17 protein-coding genes are annotated in these 16,461 nt (G+C 71.1%); 10 read left to right on the top strand and 7 right to left on the bottom strand.

The window, feature by feature from the left end:
• Window positions 1-53 precede the first annotated feature (53 nt).
• The 3 genes from gpmI to ACQ860_RS19805 are packed head-to-tail and all read left to right on the top strand — an operon-like array spanning window position 54 to window position 3,953.
• Window positions 54-1,565 carry a 2,3-bisphosphoglycerate-independent phosphoglycerate mutase gene (gpmI, locus tag ACQ860_RS19815; RefSeq protein ID WP_431305787.1) on the top strand — a complete coding sequence of 504 codons (1,512 nt, stop codon included), beginning with the start codon at window positions 54-56 and terminating at the stop codon, window positions 1,563-1,565.
• 2 nt (window positions 1,566-1,567) lie between these two features.
• Window positions 1,568-2,515, top strand: a complete 948-nt coding sequence (gene gshB / locus ACQ860_RS19810) for a glutathione synthase (protein ID WP_318648380.1) — start codon at window positions 1,568-1,570, stop codon at window positions 2,513-2,515.
• A gap of 1 nt (window position 2,516) precedes the next feature.
• Complete coding sequence (locus ACQ860_RS19805; protein WP_431305054.1) at window positions 2,517-3,953, top strand: DUF294 nucleotidyltransferase-like domain-containing protein; 1,437 nt, start codon at window positions 2,517-2,519, stop codon at window positions 3,951-3,953.
• Between the two features lie 3 nt (window positions 3,954-3,956).
• Here the strand turns inward: ACQ860_RS19805 and ACQ860_RS19800 are convergent, their stop codons facing one another.
• The 3 genes from ACQ860_RS19800 to ACQ860_RS19790 form a co-directional block, all read right to left on the bottom strand.
• Window positions 3,957-4,655 carry a 3'-5' exonuclease gene (locus tag ACQ860_RS19800; RefSeq protein WP_431305053.1) on the bottom strand — a complete coding sequence of 233 codons (699 nt, stop codon included), beginning with the start codon at window positions 4,653-4,655 and terminating at the stop codon, window positions 3,957-3,959.
• Window positions 4,656-4,665: 10 nt separating this feature from the next.
• Window positions 4,666-4,947 (bottom strand): hypothetical protein, encoded by a 282-nt coding sequence (locus ACQ860_RS19795; RefSeq protein ID WP_431305052.1) that lies wholly within the window; start codon window positions 4,945-4,947, stop codon window positions 4,666-4,668.
• A gap of 67 nt (window positions 4,948-5,014) precedes the next feature.
• On the bottom strand, window positions 5,015-5,944 hold the full coding sequence (locus ACQ860_RS19790) for a fatty acid desaturase (protein ID WP_431305051.1): 930 nt from the start codon (window positions 5,942-5,944) through the stop codon (window positions 5,015-5,017).
• A 77-nt stretch (window positions 5,945-6,021) separates the two neighbouring features.
• On the opposite strand from ACQ860_RS19790, the gene ACQ860_RS19785 reads away from it, so the two are divergent.
• On the top strand, window positions 6,022-7,452 hold the full coding sequence (locus ACQ860_RS19785) for an NAD(P)-binding domain-containing protein (protein ID WP_431305050.1): 1,431 nt from the start codon (window positions 6,022-6,024) through the stop codon (window positions 7,450-7,452).
• A 5-nt stretch (window positions 7,453-7,457) separates the two neighbouring features.
• Window positions 7,458-8,321 (top strand): DMT family transporter, encoded by an 864-nt coding sequence (locus ACQ860_RS19780; RefSeq protein WP_431305786.1) that lies wholly within the window; start codon window positions 7,458-7,460, stop codon window positions 8,319-8,321.
• On the opposite strand, the gene ACQ860_RS19775 is transcribed toward ACQ860_RS19780, so the two are convergent.
• Window positions 8,318-9,049: an aspartate/glutamate racemase family protein gene (locus tag ACQ860_RS19775; protein ID WP_431305049.1), complete on the bottom strand. Its 732-nt coding sequence runs from the start codon at window positions 9,047-9,049 to the stop codon at window positions 8,318-8,320. The two genes, ACQ860_RS19780 and ACQ860_RS19775, sit on opposite strands and share 4 nt — an antisense overlap.
• Window positions 9,050-9,111: 62 nt before the next feature.
• Between ACQ860_RS19775 and ACQ860_RS19770 the strand changes: the two genes are divergently transcribed.
• From ACQ860_RS19770 to ACQ860_RS19760, 3 genes are all read left to right on the top strand, one after another.
• A complete protein-coding gene (locus ACQ860_RS19770) occupies window positions 9,112-10,242 on the top strand; it encodes a M20/M25/M40 family metallo-hydrolase (protein ID WP_431305048.1) in 1,131 nt (376 codons plus the stop codon).
• Window positions 10,243-10,363: 121 nt separating this feature from the next.
• Window positions 10,364-10,621 (top strand): hypothetical protein, encoded by a 258-nt coding sequence (locus tag ACQ860_RS19765; protein WP_431305047.1) that lies wholly within the window; start codon window positions 10,364-10,366, stop codon window positions 10,619-10,621.
• Window positions 10,622-10,679: 58 nt separating this feature from the next.
• Entirely contained in the window at window positions 10,680-11,159 is a 480-nt protein-coding gene (locus ACQ860_RS19760; RefSeq protein ID WP_431305046.1) for a hypothetical protein, read from the top strand.
• Here the strand turns inward: ACQ860_RS19760 and ACQ860_RS19755 are convergent.
• The gene (locus ACQ860_RS19755) at window positions 11,105-12,070 is read right to left on the bottom strand and encodes a TAXI family TRAP transporter solute-binding subunit (protein WP_431305045.1); all 966 of its coding nucleotides are present in this window, start codon (window positions 12,068-12,070) and stop codon (window positions 11,105-11,107) included. The genes ACQ860_RS19760 and ACQ860_RS19755 overlap by 55 nt on opposite strands.
• 106 nt (window positions 12,071-12,176) lie before the next feature.
• On the opposite strand from ACQ860_RS19755, the gene ACQ860_RS19750 reads away from it, so the two are divergent.
• Window positions 12,177-13,631, top strand: a complete 1,455-nt coding sequence (locus ACQ860_RS19750; protein ID WP_431305044.1) for a M81 family metallopeptidase — start codon at window positions 12,177-12,179, stop codon at window positions 13,629-13,631.
• A gap of 6 nt (window positions 13,632-13,637) precedes the next feature.
• Here the strand turns inward: ACQ860_RS19750 and ACQ860_RS19745 are convergent, their stop codons facing one another.
• On the bottom strand, window positions 13,638-14,444 hold the full coding sequence (locus ACQ860_RS19745) for a transglutaminase-like domain-containing protein (RefSeq protein ID WP_431305043.1): 807 nt from the start codon (window positions 14,442-14,444) through the stop codon (window positions 13,638-13,640).
• A 48-nt stretch (window positions 14,445-14,492) separates the two neighbouring features.
• On the bottom strand, window positions 14,493-15,740 hold the full coding sequence (locus ACQ860_RS19740; RefSeq protein ID WP_431305042.1) for a DUF3422 family protein: 1,248 nt from the start codon (window positions 15,738-15,740) through the stop codon (window positions 14,493-14,495).
• Window positions 15,741-15,909: 169 nt separating this feature from the next.
• On the opposite strand from ACQ860_RS19740, the gene ACQ860_RS19735 reads away from it, so the two are divergent.
• Entirely contained in the window at window positions 15,910-16,386 is a 477-nt protein-coding gene (locus ACQ860_RS19735; RefSeq protein WP_431305041.1) for a GNAT family N-acetyltransferase, read from the top strand.
• The last annotated feature ends 75 nt before the right edge of the window (window positions 16,387-16,461 follow it).

The following is a 16,461-nucleotide window of genomic DNA, read 5'->3' as shown; positions in this document are numbered from 1 at the left end:
CTCAAGCGCGGCGCGGTAAACCGCGAGGCATGACGACCGCGCCCCGCCCCGTGATGCCCCGTCCTGTGATGCTGGTGATCCTCGATGGCTGGGGGCACCGCGAAGACCCCGCCGACAATGCCGTGGCCCAGGCCCGCACACCGCGCTTCGACGCGCTCTGGGCGAGCTGCCCGCATGGCTTCCTGCGCACCTCCGGCCTCGATGTCGGCCTGCCGGAGGGGCAGATGGGCAATAGCGAGGTGGGGCATCTGAACATCGGCGCCGGCCGCGTGGTGATGCAGGATCTGCCGCGCATCGACGCCACCATCACCGATGGCTCGATGGCGACCATGCCCGCGCTGCGCGACTTCGTGGCGAAGATGAAAGCCTCCGGCGGCACGGCGCATCTGGTGGGGCTGGTCTCGCCAGGGGGCGTGCACAGCCATCAGCGCCATGCGGCGGCCCTTGCGAAGATCCTGATGGCCGAGGGCGTGCCGGTGGTGATCCACGCGCTGACCGATGGGCGCGACACGCCACCGCGCTCGGCAGGCGAGGCGCTGGCCAGCCTGCCGCCCGAGGCCACGATCGGCACCGTCATCGGCCGCTACTGGGCGATGGACCGCGACAATCGCTGGGAACGCGTGCGCAAGGCCTGGGCCGCCATGGTGCTGGCCCAGGGCGAGGCGACGGCGCCGGACGCGCAAACCGCCGTGGCCCAGGCCCATGCGCAGGATGTGACGGACGAGTTCATCCCCGCCACCGTCCTGCCGGGCTATGCGGGCATGAAGGATGGCGACGGGCTGCTCAGCTTCAACTTCCGCTCCGACCGCGCGCGCGAAATCCTGACCGCGCTGCTGGACCCTGGCTTCACCGGCTTCCCGCGTGAGCGTTTGCCGCGCTTCGCGGCCGCGCTCGGCATGGTGGAATACGCGGCCGAGCTGAACCCCTTCATCGCCACGCTCTTCGCGCCGCAATCCATGTCGGACATCCTGGCCGAGGTGGTGAGTGCGGCCGGCCGCACCCAGCTGCACATGGCGGAGACGGAGAAGTATCCCCACGTCACCTACTTCCTGAATGGCGGCGAGGAGAAGGCCTATCCGGGCGAGACGCGCATCATGGTCCCCTCCCCCAAGGTCGCCACCTATGACCTCCAGCCGGAGATGAGCGCGCCGGAGCTGACCGAGCGCGCGGTGGCGGCGATCCACGAGGGGAAGCAGGACCTGATCGTGCTGAACTTCGCCAATGCGGACATGGTGGGCCATACCGGCAGGCTGGAAGCGGCCACCAAGGCCGTGGAGGCGGTGGATGCCGGCCTCGGCGCCATCACGGACGCGGTGCGGGCGGCGGGCGGCGCGCTGCTCGTCACGGCCGATCACGGCAATGCCGAATTGATGCGCGACCCCGCGACGGGCGGGCCGCACACGGCGCATACCACCAACCCGGTGCCGGTCTTCCTCATGGGCGGCCCGGCCGGCGCGCGCCTGCGCGATGGCCGCCTGGCCGACCTCGCCCCCACCCTGCTGGCGCTGATGGGCCTGCCGCAACCCGCGGCCATGACCGGCCAGAACCTGATCGAAGGAGCCTGAACATGGCGCTGCGCGTCGCGGTCCAGATGGACCCCATGGAGAGCATCGGCATTGATGGCGACAGCAGCTTCGCCCTGATGCTGGAAGCCCAGGCGCGCGGGCATGCGCTCTGGCACTACCATGTGAAGCATCTCTCGATGCAGGCCGGGCGCGTCATCGCGCATGGGCACCCGGTGACGGTGCGCCGCGAGAAGGGGAACCACTTCACCTTCGGCGCCCCGGTGGAGCTCGACCTCGCGAAGGATGTGGATGTGGTGCTGATGCGCCAGGACCCGCCCTTCGACATGGCCTATATCACGGCCACCCACCTGCTGGAGCATATCCACCCGAAGACGCTGGTGGTGAATGACCCGGCCAGCGTGCGCAACGCGCCGGAAAAGCTCTTCGTGCTGAATTTTCCTGAATTGATGCCGGAGACGCTGGTGTCGTCCGACACGCGGGAGATCAACAAGTTCCGCATGAAGCATGGCGACATCATCGTGAAGCCGCTCTTCGGCAATGGCGGTGCGGGCGTCTTCCACCTGCAGCCCAATGACCCGAACCTGAACTCGCTGATCGAGATGTTCACCGAACGCTCGCGCGAGCCCTTGATGGTGCAGCAATACCTGCCGGCCGTGCGCCAGGGCGACAAGCGCATCATCCTGGTGGATGGGGTCGCGATGGGTGGCATCAATCGCGTGCCGGCGGCCGGCGAGGCGCGCAGCAACATGCATGTGGGCGGCCGCCCGGAACCCACCAAGCTCACCGACCGCGAGAAGGAGATCTGCGCCGTGATCGGGCCGGAGTTGAAGAAGCGCGGCCTGATCTTCGTGGGCATCGACGTGATCGGCGGCTACCTCACCGAGATCAACGTCACCTCGCCCACCGGCCTGCAGGAGCTGGCGCGCTTCGACGGCATCCATCTGGAGCGCGCGATCTGGGATGTGATCGAGGAGAAGCGGCGCGGCTGAGATGCGCGCCGCCTCGCCCGCGCTGCGCCTCACGCTCAGCGTCCGCGAGGCCATGTCGCCGCCGCCGCCGGGTTTCGCGGCCGAGACACCGCTTGGCGCCGTCCTCGCCGGGCTGCGCGAGGCGCGGGATTCCGCGGCGCTGGCGCTGGATGATGCGGGCCGGCCCATCGGCATCCTCACCGAGCAGGACATCGCGCGCCGCGTCACCTTCCGCCTGCCGGAGGGCGCACCGCTCTCGGCCGCGATGTCGGCGCCGCTCATCACCTGCACGCCCGATGCCGGGCTCTGGCGCGCGGTGGCTCTGCTGCGCGCGCACCGGCTGCGGCACCTGCCGGTGGTGGATGGATCGGGGCGCTGCATCGGCCTGCTGCACCGCGCGGCCGTGCTCGCCGCCGTCTCGGGCCGCATGCTCCAGCACCTGGACGCGCTGGCGGGCGATGACGCGGCGGTGAAGGCGGCACAGGCGGGGCTTGCCACCGCGCTGCTGGCCGAAGGCATCCCCGCCCCCGCTTTGGTGCGGCTCGTCAGCGGCATCAACCTCGAGCTGCATCGCCGCGTGCTGGACCGCGCCCTGGCGGAGGGCCCGCCGCCGCCCTTGGGCTTCACCCTGCTCGTCATGGGCAGCGCCGGCCGGGGCGAAAGCCTGCTGCGGCCCGACCAGGACAATGGCCTGATCCTGGAACCCTATCCCGACGCCGCCCATGCCGAGGTGGATGCCTGGTTCCGCCCGATGACGGAGCGGTTCAATGCCGGGCTGGCGGCGGCGGGCTTCCCGCTCTGCCCGGGCGGGATCATGGCGCGCAACCCGCTCTGGCGGAAAACGCGGGCGCAATGGGAGGCGCAATTCGCGCTCTGGGCGCGGCGGCGCAGCGGGGCGGCGCTGCTCTTTGCCGACATCGCCTTCGATTTTCGCGGCATCGCCACGATCGGGCCGGTCACGGGGGATCCGGCGGGCGAGCTGCGCGCGGCCATCGCGCCCATCCTCGCCGCACAACCCGCCCTGCTGGGCGCGCTCGCCGCACAGGACCAGCGGCTGCGCGTGGGCCTGACCCTCTGGGGCGGCTTCGCGGATGACGAGCCCGGCCCGGGCGCGCGCACCGACCTCAAGCTGCATGGGCTGATGCCGCTGGTGGCGGCGACGCGGCTGCTCGCCCTCCAGCAGGGCGTGGCGGAGACGGGCACGCCTGAGCGGCTCGCCGCACTCGCCGCGCGCGGCGTGATCGCCGAGGGGGAGGCCCTCCAGGCCGCCTTCGCGCTGCTGCTGGAGGCGCTGCTGCGCCAGCAGCTCACCGATCACGCGGTGGGCCAGCCGCCCGGGAACCTGGTGGACACGGCGGCCCTGCCGAAGCCCGAGCGCGCCGCGCTGCGGGAGGCGCTGCGCGCCATCCGCAGCTTCGCCAAGTCCAGCTTCGCGGGCTTCACGGGGGAGCTCTGGTAGGGCTCAGAAATGCGCGGCCGAGGCCGCCATCTGCGCTTCCATCCGGGTGCGGCGGGCGAGGTCGCTCAGATCCGCCACGCCGCGGGCGCCGGCGCGGGCCAGCAGCCGCACCCAGAGCTCGGCCGTGGCGCGCGCATCGCCCAGCGCCTCGTGCCGGCCGGCGATGACGATGCCCTCGCGCCCGCAAAGCCCGTCGAGGGAATGATCCGCCTCCTGCGGGTCGAGCCAGCGGGAGACGATGAGGCTGCACAGGAAGGGCTGGGCGAGCGGGGGCGCGCCGCGATGCTCCTCCATGAAGAGCAGGCTGCGGTCGAAGGCGGCGCTGTGCGCCACCAGAACGGCGCCCTCGGCGAAGTCGCGGAAGCGGGCGATGGCCTCGGGCGCGCGGGGGGCGCCGGCCAGGATCTCGGCCGTCAGCCCGTGATAGCGGGTGGATTCCGCCGGGATGTCGCGGCCCGGCTCCACCAGCGTCTGGAATTCCGCGACGGGGGCGGCGTCATGCAGGCGGACGGCGCCGATGGAGAGCAGCGCATCGCCACGGCTGGGCTTCAGGCCGGTCGATTCCAGGTCGAAGACGACATAGGGCTGGGCGGCGACGGGGCCCGTAGGCCAGGGGGCGTGGAAATGCGCGCGGGCTTGGAGGAAGGCCTGGCCATCGGGGGTCAGGGCGCGCCGCAGCCAGTCCCCGATGCCCTTTGCCATCGGCTTGGCCTCAGCCGCGCCGGAACACGCCGCGCACGCGCTCGATCTGCCGGTCGCCCCATTCCATGGCCTTCACCTCCCGCGCCTCGATCCCTGGGATGAGGTGCGGCCAGCGGCGGTCGATCACGCTGACGCCGCGATAGGCCCAGACATACTGATCCCGCAGGATGAAGGTGCCGAGGCCCACGAAGATGAAACCGGGCAGGATCGGCAGGATCAGCCCCACGGGCCCCAGGCAGAGGCAGCCGATTCCGATGGCCTTGCGGCGGCGTGAGGGACGAAGCTCGATCATTTCCTTGCACTTGGCATCGTGGACCCCGCCAGACAAGCGGAAATGACACGAAGGTCAGGTTAACGCCTCATCGCGCCGGGTGGATGGGCACGAAGACCGGGCGCAGCAGCCAGCGACGCGCGATCTGAAAATAGCCGCGGAAGACGAAATGCCCGTTATGGGTCAGCAGCTTCTCGCGGTTGCGGCGCCAGAAGCCCGGGATCTCGAACCAGGGCATGGTGGGATAGAGGTGGTGCACGATGTGCAGGTTGTTCCAGAGGAACAGCAGGCCGAAGATCCAGTTGCTCTCGACGGAGGCGGTGCGCTCGCCCGGCCGGTCGCCCCAGCGATGCTCGATGAAGGCGCGCAGAAGGCCGAGCGAGATGCCGGGCAGCACCCAGACCAGGTAGTAGTGCCCGATGGACATGTGCGCGACCTGCGTCACGAACCAGAGCACGGCCGCGAGCCCGACGGCGAAGCCGAGCCAGGCCGGCACATCGGAGACATCGCCGCGCCGGAGCTTGCCGGTCTCGACGATCACGAGCTTGCGCAGCCTGAGGATGGGACCCACGGTCAGCCGGCCCAGCAGCGTCTGGTTGAAGAGGAGCACGGCGCGGAAGGCCGGCGTATAGCCGCTCCAGTCCTCGCGCTTGTGATACTGCGTCTCCGTGTCCTCGCCGGGATAGGTGAGCCAGGTGTTGCGGTGGTGCCTGCTGTGGCTGCGCTTGTAGAGCTCGAAGGGCCACCAGCCGCCGATGGGCGGCCAGACGATGGCGGTGCGCAGCCAGTTGGGCAGGCTGCGCCAGCCATGGATGGCCTCATGCTGCAGCGAGAAATGCCAGGCGAGGATATAGGCGGCGAGCAGCGCCTCGATCGGCCAGGGCACATATTCATGGTAGATCAGCAGCGTCGCCCAGCTCGCATAGATGGCGATGGCCACCCCCCAGGTCGGCAGTTCCCAGCGGCGCCAGAAGGCGCGGGGTTCGGCGGCGTCGGGCAGGGTCGCGGGCTTGGCCATGCCTGCGATGCTGCCATATCGCGCCGCAGTGCAGCAATCGCGTTGCGCAACGGACTCTCCCTGCCTAGGCTCACGCCATGCCCGCACCCAAGACCCTCGCCGAACTCGAAGCCGATGTGGCGCGGGACCTCGACATGACGGGCCATCCCCGGGCGCCCTGGCTGGCGGCGAAGCGCGTGGCGGGCGCGCCGGCGCTGGATGTGCTGATCATCGGCGGCGGGCAATGCGGCGTGGCCGTGGCCCATGCGCTGAAGCGCGACAAGGTGGACAATATCCTGGTGCTGGACCGCGCGGGCCAGGGCCAGGAAGGCCCCTGGACCACCTATGGCCGCATGCGCACGCTGCGCAGCCTGAAGGACATGACGGGGCCGGATCTCCGCCTGCCCAGCCTCACCTACCAGGCCTGGCACGAGGCGAATTTCGGCACGGCGGATTGGGAGGCGATGCGCTTCATCCCGAAGGAGCTGTGGAACGACTACCTGCTCTGGTTCCGCCGCGTGACCGGCGTGCCGGTGAGGAACGGCGTGGAGGCCGGGCTGATCTCCCCCGCCACCACCGAGGACGGCCTGCCCGCCTTCCGCGTCGAGACGAGCGATGGCCCCATGCATGCGCGCAAGGTGGTCCTCGCCACGGGCCAGGAGGGCATCGGCGGCTGGTGGATGCCGCCGCACATCGCGGCCCTGCCGCGAGAGTTCCGCGCGCACACCAACGAGATGATCGATTTCGCGGCCCTGCGCGGCAAGGTGGTGGCGGTGCTGGGCGCGGGCGCCTCGGCCTTCGACAATGCGGCGGTGGCGCTGGAGGAAGGTGCCGCCGAGGCGCATATCTTCTGCCGCCGGGCGGAGCTGATGGTGGTGCAGCCCTATCGCTGGCTGACCTTCGCGGGCTTCCTGCGCCACATGGGCGAGATGACGGATGAATGGCGCTGGCGCTTCATGTCCCATGTGCTCGGCATGCGCGAGGGCTTCGCGCAGGATCACTACGACCGCGTGAAGCGCTTCGCGAATTTCCGCCTGCACACCGGCGCCGAATGGCAGACGGCGCGCATCGAGGATGGCCGCGTGGTGCTGACCACGCCGCAGGGCGAATTCACCGCCGATTACTGCATCACCGGCACCGGCGTGCGCATGGATGCGAGCCTGCGCCCCGAGCTGGCCCTCTGCGCCGACAATATCGCGACCTGGGGGGACCGCTACACGCCGCCGCCCTCCGAGGCCAATCCGCGCCTTTCGGGCTATCCCTACCTGAATGCCGACAGCGCCTTCGAGGAGAAGCGCCCGGGCGAGACGCCCTGGATCTCGGGCATCCACTTCTTCGGCATCGGCACCACGATGAGCTTCGGCCCGGCCGGCAGTTCGATCAACGCCATGGCCATCTCGGCGCCGCGCGTGGCCGCCGGCATCACGCGCAACCTCTTCGCCGAGGACATGCCGCGCCTCTACGCCGAGCTCTGCGCCTATGACGAGAAGCAGGTGCATGTGGACGCGGCCCGCCTGGCCGCGGAGTAGGCGCGCTGGCCCCCGACAACCGCAAAGGGCTGCTGCTGATGGTGGCGGCCATGTTCGTCTTCGGCTGCCAGGACGCGATCTCGCGCTACCTCGCCGAGGTCTATTCCGTGCTGGGCATCCTGCTCATCCGCTACTGGTTCTTCGCGGGCTTCGTGGTGCTGCGGGCGGCCCGCGCGCCGGGCGGGCTTGGCCGCGTGATGCAGAGCAAGCGGCCCGTCGTGCAATGCCTGCGCGGCGTGATGCTGGTGGTGCAGGTCTGGATGATCGTGAACGCCTTCAAGCTGCTGGGCCTCGTCGAGACGCACGCCATCTTCGCCTGCTATCCGCTGATCATCACGGCCCTCGCCGGGCCGGTGCTGGGCGAGCGTGTCTCGCTGATGCGCTGGCTGACGATCCTGGCGGGCGCGCTCGGCGTGCTGCTGATCCTGCGCCCCGGGCCCAACATGTTCACGCCGGCCGCGCTTCTGGTGCTGGTGGCCGCACTGAACTTCGCGGCCTATGGGCTGATCACGCGCCTCGTCGCGCGCCATGACCCGCCGGATACGAGCTTTTTCTACACCGGCCTCGCGGGGGCCGTGGCCATCACACTGCTGACGCCCTGGATCTGGACGCCGATCGCCTTCGCCGATTGGGGCTGGATGGGGCTGCTCTGCGTCTCCGGCACGCTCGGCCACTACTTCCTGATCCGCGCGCTGGATCTGGCGGAGGCGAGCCGGCTGCAGCCGCTGGCCTACCTCCAGCTCGTCTTTGCCGCCGCACTCGGCGTGCTGGTCTTTGCCGAGCCCCTGCCCTGGACCACGGTGCTGGGCGGGGCCGTGGTGGTGGTGGCCGGCCTCGTGAACCTGCGCCTGACGCGGCTGGGGCGTTAGCCCTTCAGCAGCGCGGCCAGCTCGGGCGAAAGCCCGATGCTGTTGCGCCCGCGCGGGGCTGCGAAGCTGCCCGCGCTGGGCTTGGGCAGCTTCAGCGTGACCAGCATCTCGGCGAGCTTCACGCCGCAGGCCATGCCGTCCAGCAGCGGCACCGCCGCTTCCGCCTGCATGCGCGCGGCATAGCCGGCCAGTGCCGCGCCCCCCAGGATCACGCTCTCGGCACCCTCGGCCACCGCGCGTGCGATGCCCGCCGCCACCTTGCGCTGCACGCCCTCGGGGTCGCGCACGCTTTCCTGCGGCGTCGCCTCCACGCCCACCAGCGAAGCGCAGCGTGAAGCCAGGCCATGCTGCGCGATGCGCTCGCGATAGGTGTCCACGCCGCCGAAGGTGACCAGGCCGAAGCGCCCGCCCAGGAGGCAGGCGGTGAAGCAGGCGGCTTCCGTCATCCCCACCACCGGGCAGGGCATGAGCTGGCGCGCGGCCTCCAGCGCCGTGTCATGGCTGACGGCCAGCACCACGCCATCCACCTGCCCCGCATGCTCGGCGAGAAGCGCCAGCAGCGCATGACCGGCGATGATGTTCTCGGCGCGCGTGCTGATCACCTCGGGGCCGAAGCGCGGCGTGGCGGCGATGATCTCCGTCCCCGGGCTCGCGGCGCTGCGCGCGGCCTCGGCGCACATCCGCGTGATGGCCTCGGTGGTGTTGGCATTGGCGATCAGCAGACGCATCCTGTGTTCCTTGTTCCCATTTCGCGCGGCGATCCCGCCATGCGACACGAAAAGAGGACACCATGGAAGCCAAGCTCGACCTGCCCTTCGACAATGAGGCCATGCTGGCCGGCCTCCGCACCTGGGTCGAATGCGAAAGCCCGACGCATGACGCCGCCGCCGTGAACCGCATGATGGCACTCGCCGCGCGGCATCTCGCGCTGATGGGTGCCACCGTCGAGACCATCCCCGGCCGCATGGGCTTCGGCGATTGCGTGCGCGCGCGCTTCCCGCACACGTCGAACGAGCCGGGCATCCTCGTGCTGGCGCATCTGGATACGGTGCATCCCGTCGGCACGCTGGCGAATGGCCTGCCCTTCCGGCGCGAGGGCGACAAGGCCTATGGCCCCGGCATCCAGGACATGAAGGGCGGCACCTATCTCGCCATCGAGGCGATCCGCCAGCTCGCCATCGCCGGCATCGCCACCTCCAAGCCCGTCACCGTGCTGCTGACGCCCGATGAGGAAGTGGGCAGCCCCTCGACGCGGGACCTGATCGAAGCCGAGGCCGCGCGCCATTCCGTCGTGCTGGTGCCTGAGCCCGCGCGGCCCGATGGCGGCGTCGTCACCGGCCGCTACGCCATCGCGCGCTTCAACCTGCGCACCACGGGCCGCCCCTCCCATGCCGGGGCGCGGTTGGGCGAGGGCCGCAGCGCGATCCGCGAAATGTGCAAGCAGATCATCGCCATCGAGGAGATGACGACCGAGGCCTGCACCTTCTCGGTCGGCGTCATCCATGCGGGCCAATGGGTGAATTGCGTGGCCACCTATTGCGACGCCGAGGCGCTCTCCATGGCCAAGCGCCAGGAGGACCTGGATGCGGCGGTCGAGCTGATGCTGAAGCGCAAGCCCTCGGGCAATGACGTCTCGCTCGAGGTCACGCGCGGCGTCACCCGCCCGGTCTGGGAGCCGGACGCCAAGGTGCTCGCGCTGCATGCCAAGGCGGAGGCGATCGCGAAGCGCCTCGGCTTCGCGCTGCCGCACCAATCCTCGGGCGGCGGTTCGGACGGCAATTTCACCGGCGCCATGGGCATCCCGACGCTGGATGGCCTCGGCATCATCGGCGCCCAGGCGCACACGCTGGAGGAGCATGTGATCGTCAGCAGCATGGCGCCGCGCGCGAAGCTGTTCGCGGGGCTGCTGCAGAGCGTGTAGATCGGTATTTTCTATCGGAAATATCGGATTTCCGGTCTCACGCCTATCAAGGGCCGGGCGTTAATCCTTCTCTCACCGGCGGGGGGCATCCTCCCGCGCCTGAGAGAGAGGGACCACCGCCATGCGCCGCATCGCCATCGCCACCGCCCTGCTGATCGCCGGCCTGGCGGGGGCCGACGCCTCGGCGCAGGGCGTCGCCCCCAATGGCGTGGTGTATGGCCAGTCCTGGAACCTGCCGCAGGACCTGTCCAAGGCGCAGAAGATGCAGGCGGCCCAGGGCTCCGGCTCCGCCGCCGACCGCGCGGCCCGCGCCGCCCGCCAGGCGCAGTTCAACCGCAACTACCCCGGCACGCCCAGCCGCCGACCGGCGACGCGCTGAGCGGGAAAGGCGGAGCGGAAGGGAGGACGCGCCGCGCAACAGGAGGAGACATCGCCGCATGAAACGCCTCTCCCTCACCGCCCTGCTGCTGCTGGCGCCCGTGGCGGCGCCGATGGCGCAGGGGGTCGCGCCCAATGGGGTGATCTTCGGCGATGGCCGCGATCCGGGCCAGGATTTCATCCGCCCCGGCGAGGCGCAGGGCCGGCCGGCCACGGCCCCCTCCGAGCGCGAGCGCCGGGCCGAGCGGCAGCGGCAGATGAACCAGAATTTCCCCGGAACGGGCCGGCCGGTGGCGGCCGCTCCGGCGCCGCCCCGCACAGCCGCGCCCGCGCCCCCGCCCCCGCCCCGCGTCAGCGCGCCGCCCGCCCCTGCCCCGGCGGCGCCCCCGCGGCCGCCCGCGGCCACGGGCCCGGCCGAGACGCGCACCGGCACGGCCGCGCCGCCGCCTGGGCCGCGGGCCGCGCCCGTCGTGATCCAGCCGGGTCAGTCCACCGGGGCGGCCAGGGGGGCGGCCAGCGGCACGCCGGCCTCGCGGTAGTAGCGCAGCGCCCCCGCATGGAAGGGCAGGACGCGGTTATGCGCCGCGTTCGCCGCCCGTGTCGTCGCCGCCACCGGGCCGATGTCCCGCGCCGGATCGGCCACGGAGAGCACCGCGCGGGTGATGGCATAGGCGGTGGCCTCGCTCAGCGCGCGATTGGCCACGATGAAGTTCCAGGCGGCGAAGCTCTCGATCGGCGCCGTCTGGCCGGGATAGGTGCCGGGCGGCAGGGTGGTGGGCGCCAGCATGGACAGGCGCTGCGTGACCCGCGCCACCACCTCCGCGCCGGGGCCGAAGACCACGCCCGGGGCCCGCGCCAGGGCCGCGAGGATGGAGGGGATGGGCACGATCGCCCCCTGCCAGAGCGCATCCATGCGCCCGGCCAGCAGCCCCTCGGTCATCTCCGCCGGGCTGCCGCTGACGATCTGGATGCGGATGCCGGCCGCTTCCGCCGCCGCCTGGAGGAAGGTCTCGGCCGGGCCGCGCGCGGGGCCGGCGCCCACGCGCTTGCCATCGAGTTGCGCGAAGCGGGTCAGGCCGCTGGTGGCGAGGGCCGCCACCTGGAAGCTCGTCTCATACATGGGCCAGAGCGCGCGCACGCGCGTGTGCCGCCGCCCGCCCGCCGCCGGCGTGCCCTGCAGCGCATCCCAGGCCGAGCCCAGGAAGGCGGTGCCCAGCGCGTTCGGGTTGTCCTCCACCGCCGTCAGGTTCTGCAGGGAGCCGGTGCTGGCGGCGACCGTGGCCGTGACGCCGTTGCGCCCGAGCAGGGCGGCGATCGCCTCGCCATAGGTGACGAAGGGGCTGCCCTGCCCCGCCGTGTGGATCACCAGCGCGGGGGGCGCCGGTTGCGCGGAAGCCCCGCCGGCCATGGCGAAGGCGGCGGGAGAGGCGATCAGCGAGCGGCGCATCATCCGGTTGATCCTCGGTCGTTTCGGGGCGATGAAAGCACGGTCCGCCCCGATGGAGCCATCGGCGTAAATATTCATTTTTTGAAATTTCTTTCCCGCCAAGGATCGCATGCCCCAGATCGCCGCCGCCCGCCTCTGGTTCGAGGGCAACAGCTTCGCGCCCGAGCCCACGCCGCTCTCCGCCTTCCAGGGGCGCGAATGGCTCTCGGGGGCCGAGGCGCTCTCCCGCTATGCCGGGACGGCGACGGAACTTGGCGCGCTCGCCGCCTTCGTCGCCGAACGGCCGGACTGGCAGCTCGCCATGCTGCGCTGCGCCGCCGCCCAGCCCGGCGGCCCGATGAGCGACCTCGCCTTCGAGGCCTGGATGAGCGAGGTGGAGGAAGGGCTTTCGCGCGGCCATTGGGACGGCGTCTATCTCTCGCTGCATGGCGCCTGCGTGACGGAGAGCGACCCGGAGGCGGACCTCACCATCATCCGCCGCGTGCGGGCGCTGGTGGGGCCCCGCGTGAAGCTGGTGGCGAGCTTCGATTTCCACGGCAATGTCTCGCCGCAGATGGTGGGGCTGCTGGATGGCGCCTCCGTCTACCGGACCTATCCGCATGTGGACATGGCGGAGACGGCGCTGCGCGCGCTGCGGCTTCTGGAACGCGCGCTCCAGGGCAAGACCAACCACGGCGCGCTGATGAAGCTGCCCATGGTGCTGCACAGTTTTCACATGCGCGACGCGGAAGGGCCGATGGCCGAGGTCTGGGCCGAAGCCCGCGCCGCCGAGCACGCGCCCATCCTCGACGCCTCGCTCTTCGGCGGCTTCGCCTGGGGGGACAGCCCGCATGCCGGGCCTTCGGCCATGGTCTGGGCGGAGGAGCATGGCGCGGCGCGCGCGCTGGCCAAGCGGCTGGTGGCGGAAATCGAGACGCGGCGCGCGCGCTTCGCGGTGAGCCTGCCCACGCCGGAAGAGGCGCTGGCCACCGCGCTCGCGGCCCCGCCGGGCCTGGTCGCGCTGCTCGATCCGGCGGACAACCCGCTCTCGGGCGGGGTCGCCGACACGCCGGGATTGCTGCGCGTGCTGATGCAGGCGCCGCCCGAGGTGGAGACGCTCTTCTGCTTCCTGCATGACGCCGACGCCGTGGCCGCCGCCCGCGCGGCGGGTGTGGGCGGCGCCTTCGCGCGCGATCTGGGCGCGCGCACCACGCGGCAATTCGGCCCGCCCGTGCCGTTTTCGGGCGTGGTGGAGGCGCTGACCCATGGGCGCTTCCTCAACACCGGGCCCATGGAGCATGGCGCGCCGGTGGATCTGGGCCCGACCGCCATGGTGCGGGCCGGGAAGCTCCGGATCATCCTCACCAGCCGGAAGGAAGCGGCGGTGGACCCGGCCTTCTTCGCGCTGCACGGCGTGGACCTCGCCGGCGTGCGGCTCCTGGCGAACAAGGCGAAGAACCATTTCCGCGCCGCCTTCGCCCCGCTGTGCAGCGCCATCGTGGAATGCGACGTGCCGGGGCCCGCCGCGCTGGATCTCGCTTCCCTGCCGTTCCGGCATGTGCCGCCGGGGTGGCGGAACGGCTGACGCCCCTCAGCTCACCAGCTCGTCGGTGAAGACCTTGAAGCCGGCCAGCGTGCAGGCGCCGAAGGTGGTGGCGATCGCCACATCGGTCGCGTCGCGGCCGCGCGCCATGAGGATGCGGCCGATCCGCGGCGTGTTGTTGCGCGGGTCGAAGGCGTGCCAGCGGTCGTCGAGAAAGACCTCGAACCAGGCGGCGAAATCCATCGGGTCCGGGTTGTCGGGCACGCCGATGTCGCCGAGGTAGCCGGTGCAGTAGCGCGCGGGCAGGTTCACGCAGCGGCAGAGCGCCACGGCCAGATGCGCATAGTCGCGGCAGACGCCGCGCCGCTCCTGATACGCCTCGGAGGCGGAGCGCGTGGCGCTCGCATGCTGGTAGCCGAAGGTGATGTGCGCATGCACCCAGTCGCAGATGGCCTGCACGCGGTTCCATCCCCTGAGGTGCCCGAAGAGCGACCAGGCGATCTCGCCGAGCTTGTCCGTGTCGCAATAGCGGCTGCCCAGCAGGTAGATGATCTTGTCGTCGGGCAGTTCCTCGATCGGGCGCTGCCAGGCGGCGGGCGACACCTCGTCCGCGCGGCCGGAATCCTGGATGACGAAGCGCGTGCCGATGGTGATCCGGCCGGCCGGCGCCGTGATGCGGGTGCAGGTGTTGCCGAAGCTGTCGCGGTAGTTCCGGTGCGGGATGGGCGGGTCGAACCGCATCTCGTGCGGGCCCCGCAGGTCGGGCAGGCGCGAGGGATGCGGGCTGATCATCAGCAGCATGGGGGTGGGCTGGGGGCAATCATAGATGATTTCGCAGCCGGCGCTGATCCGCATGGAACCTCCGTTCAGCCCCGATAAACGCCGAACGGAGCCTGGGTTGCGTCAGGCCTCGCTTTCGAGGCGCCGCTTGCGCAGCCTGAGCCAGACGATGGCCGCGACCAGCGGCACCAGGATCGCGATGATGGTCTCGACCTTGGTGCCGTAGCTCTCCCAGGGGAGCGGCTTCAGCAGGTAGCCCACCACGGTCAGCAGGTAATAGGTGATGCCGGCGACGGAGAGGCCCTCCACCGTCTGCTGCAGGCGGAGCTGGGCGCGGCCGGTGCCGGCGAGTGTGGCCAGCTGCTGCTCGGCCTGGGCCTCCTGCGTCACGGCCACGCGGGCGCGCAGCAGGTCCACCAGGCGCGCGGTGCGGACCGAGAGGGCCGAGATGCGCGCGCCGGTCGCCGAGACGGTCGCCATGGCGGGCTCCATCCGGCGGTCGAGGAAGCGGGTCAGCGTGGGCAGGCCGACCAGCGGCGTCTCGCCCAACTCCGAGAGGCGGCGCAGCACCAGCCGGTGATAGGCGGCACTGGCCGAGAAGCGCTCGGCCGTCGCGGCATTGGCGCGCTCGATCTCGCCGCCGATCTGGGTGAGTTCTTCCAGCGCCTCGCGCTCGGATTCGAGCGTCTCGAGCGAGGCGAGGCGCTCGGAGAGGCGGGTCAGCTGCTCGGAGGCGGAAGCGAGGCCGGGGCCGACCGCGCGCGCGGCCGGCAGCGCCAGCAGGGCCAGCGCCCGATAGGTCTCGATCTCCCAGAGGGTCTGGGCGAGGCGGCCGGCGACGAGGGGCGAGGGGTGCTCGGCCACCAGGATATGCGTCGTGCCATCGGCATGCAGGCGGAAATCGGTGAAGACCATGGCCTCGCCGCCCGCGACGGCGGCGCCTGAGAGGCTGTCGCCCGCGAAGCCGCAAAGCTCGGGCGCGGTGTCCACCAGCGTGATGTGCATGGCCGCGATGGCCTGGCCCGGCAGGGTGGCGAGCCATTCGGGCGGCAGGGCGGCCAGCGCCGGATTCTCGAAGGGCTTGGAGGGGTCCGCGCCATCGGCCACGAAGTTCCAGCCGGTGAATTCCGTGTGCCGCTCGAAGCGCAGGCGGAAGGCGCCGAAATCGGCCAGGAACCAGGTGGCGCCCGGCGCGGGCGGCTGCACGCCGTGCCGCGCGCAGAGGGCGGCCAGATGCGCCTCCTCCGCCGCGCGGTCGGGGGCGAGCATCGCAAGCCGCGACAGGCGCGCGGGGCCATGGATCGGGATGGCCGGGCGGGCGTGGAGCTCGCCCACGAGGGATTCGCGGGCGGGATGGGTGGGGAAATTCATGCCAGCTCTCACTAGAGCAGATCGCACAGGGCTGGAATCAGCCATTGCGTGAATCTGCCCCGAATCATGCGGCCAGGGCGGCTGCGGCTCCTGCGGCGGCCGCCCCGGCGTGTGGAGGCCCCGGGCGTCACCCTCGTCAGTGCGGGAAACTCGTGCCAATCATGGGGCCATGGAGATCCGGAACATCACGGCGGCCGACATGCCGGCCCTGCTCGCCCTCAACAATGCCGAGGCGGAGCGGGTGAACGCGCTGACCCCGGCCGCGCTGGAGGGGTTGCTGAGCCATGCCTTCGCGGCGCGGATGACGACGGACGGCCAGGCCTTCCTCATCGCCTTCGACCACGCGAGCCCGCCGCAGGGGCCGAACCACGCCTGGTTCACCGCGCGGGAGAGCTACTTCGCCTATGTGGACCGCGTGGTGGTGGCGCCGGGGGCGCGGGGCAAGGGTGTCGCGCGCGCGCTGTATGACGACCTCACGCGCATCGCGAAGAGCGAGATGACCAACCTGCTGGTCTGCGAGGTGAACCTCGATCCGCCCAACCCGGAGAGCCTGGCCTTCCACGAGAAGCTCGGCTTCACCGCCTGCGGCGAGGCGGTGGACCGGCGGAACGGCAAGCGCGTGCAATACATGCGCAAGCCGATCTGAACCCGAACCGATGAGACCGTGACCCGCCATCGCTGGATCACGGTCTCGCCGTGTGGGCAGGGTGATTCACCGCTT

The organism is Sediminicoccus sp. BL-A-41-H5 (assembly GCF_050632405.1).
Lineage (GTDB): Bacteria > Pseudomonadota > Alphaproteobacteria > Acetobacterales > Acetobacteraceae > Roseococcus.
The sequence above is the reverse complement of the archived record's forward strand: the minus strand, read 5'-3'. Positions and strand labels throughout refer to the sequence as shown.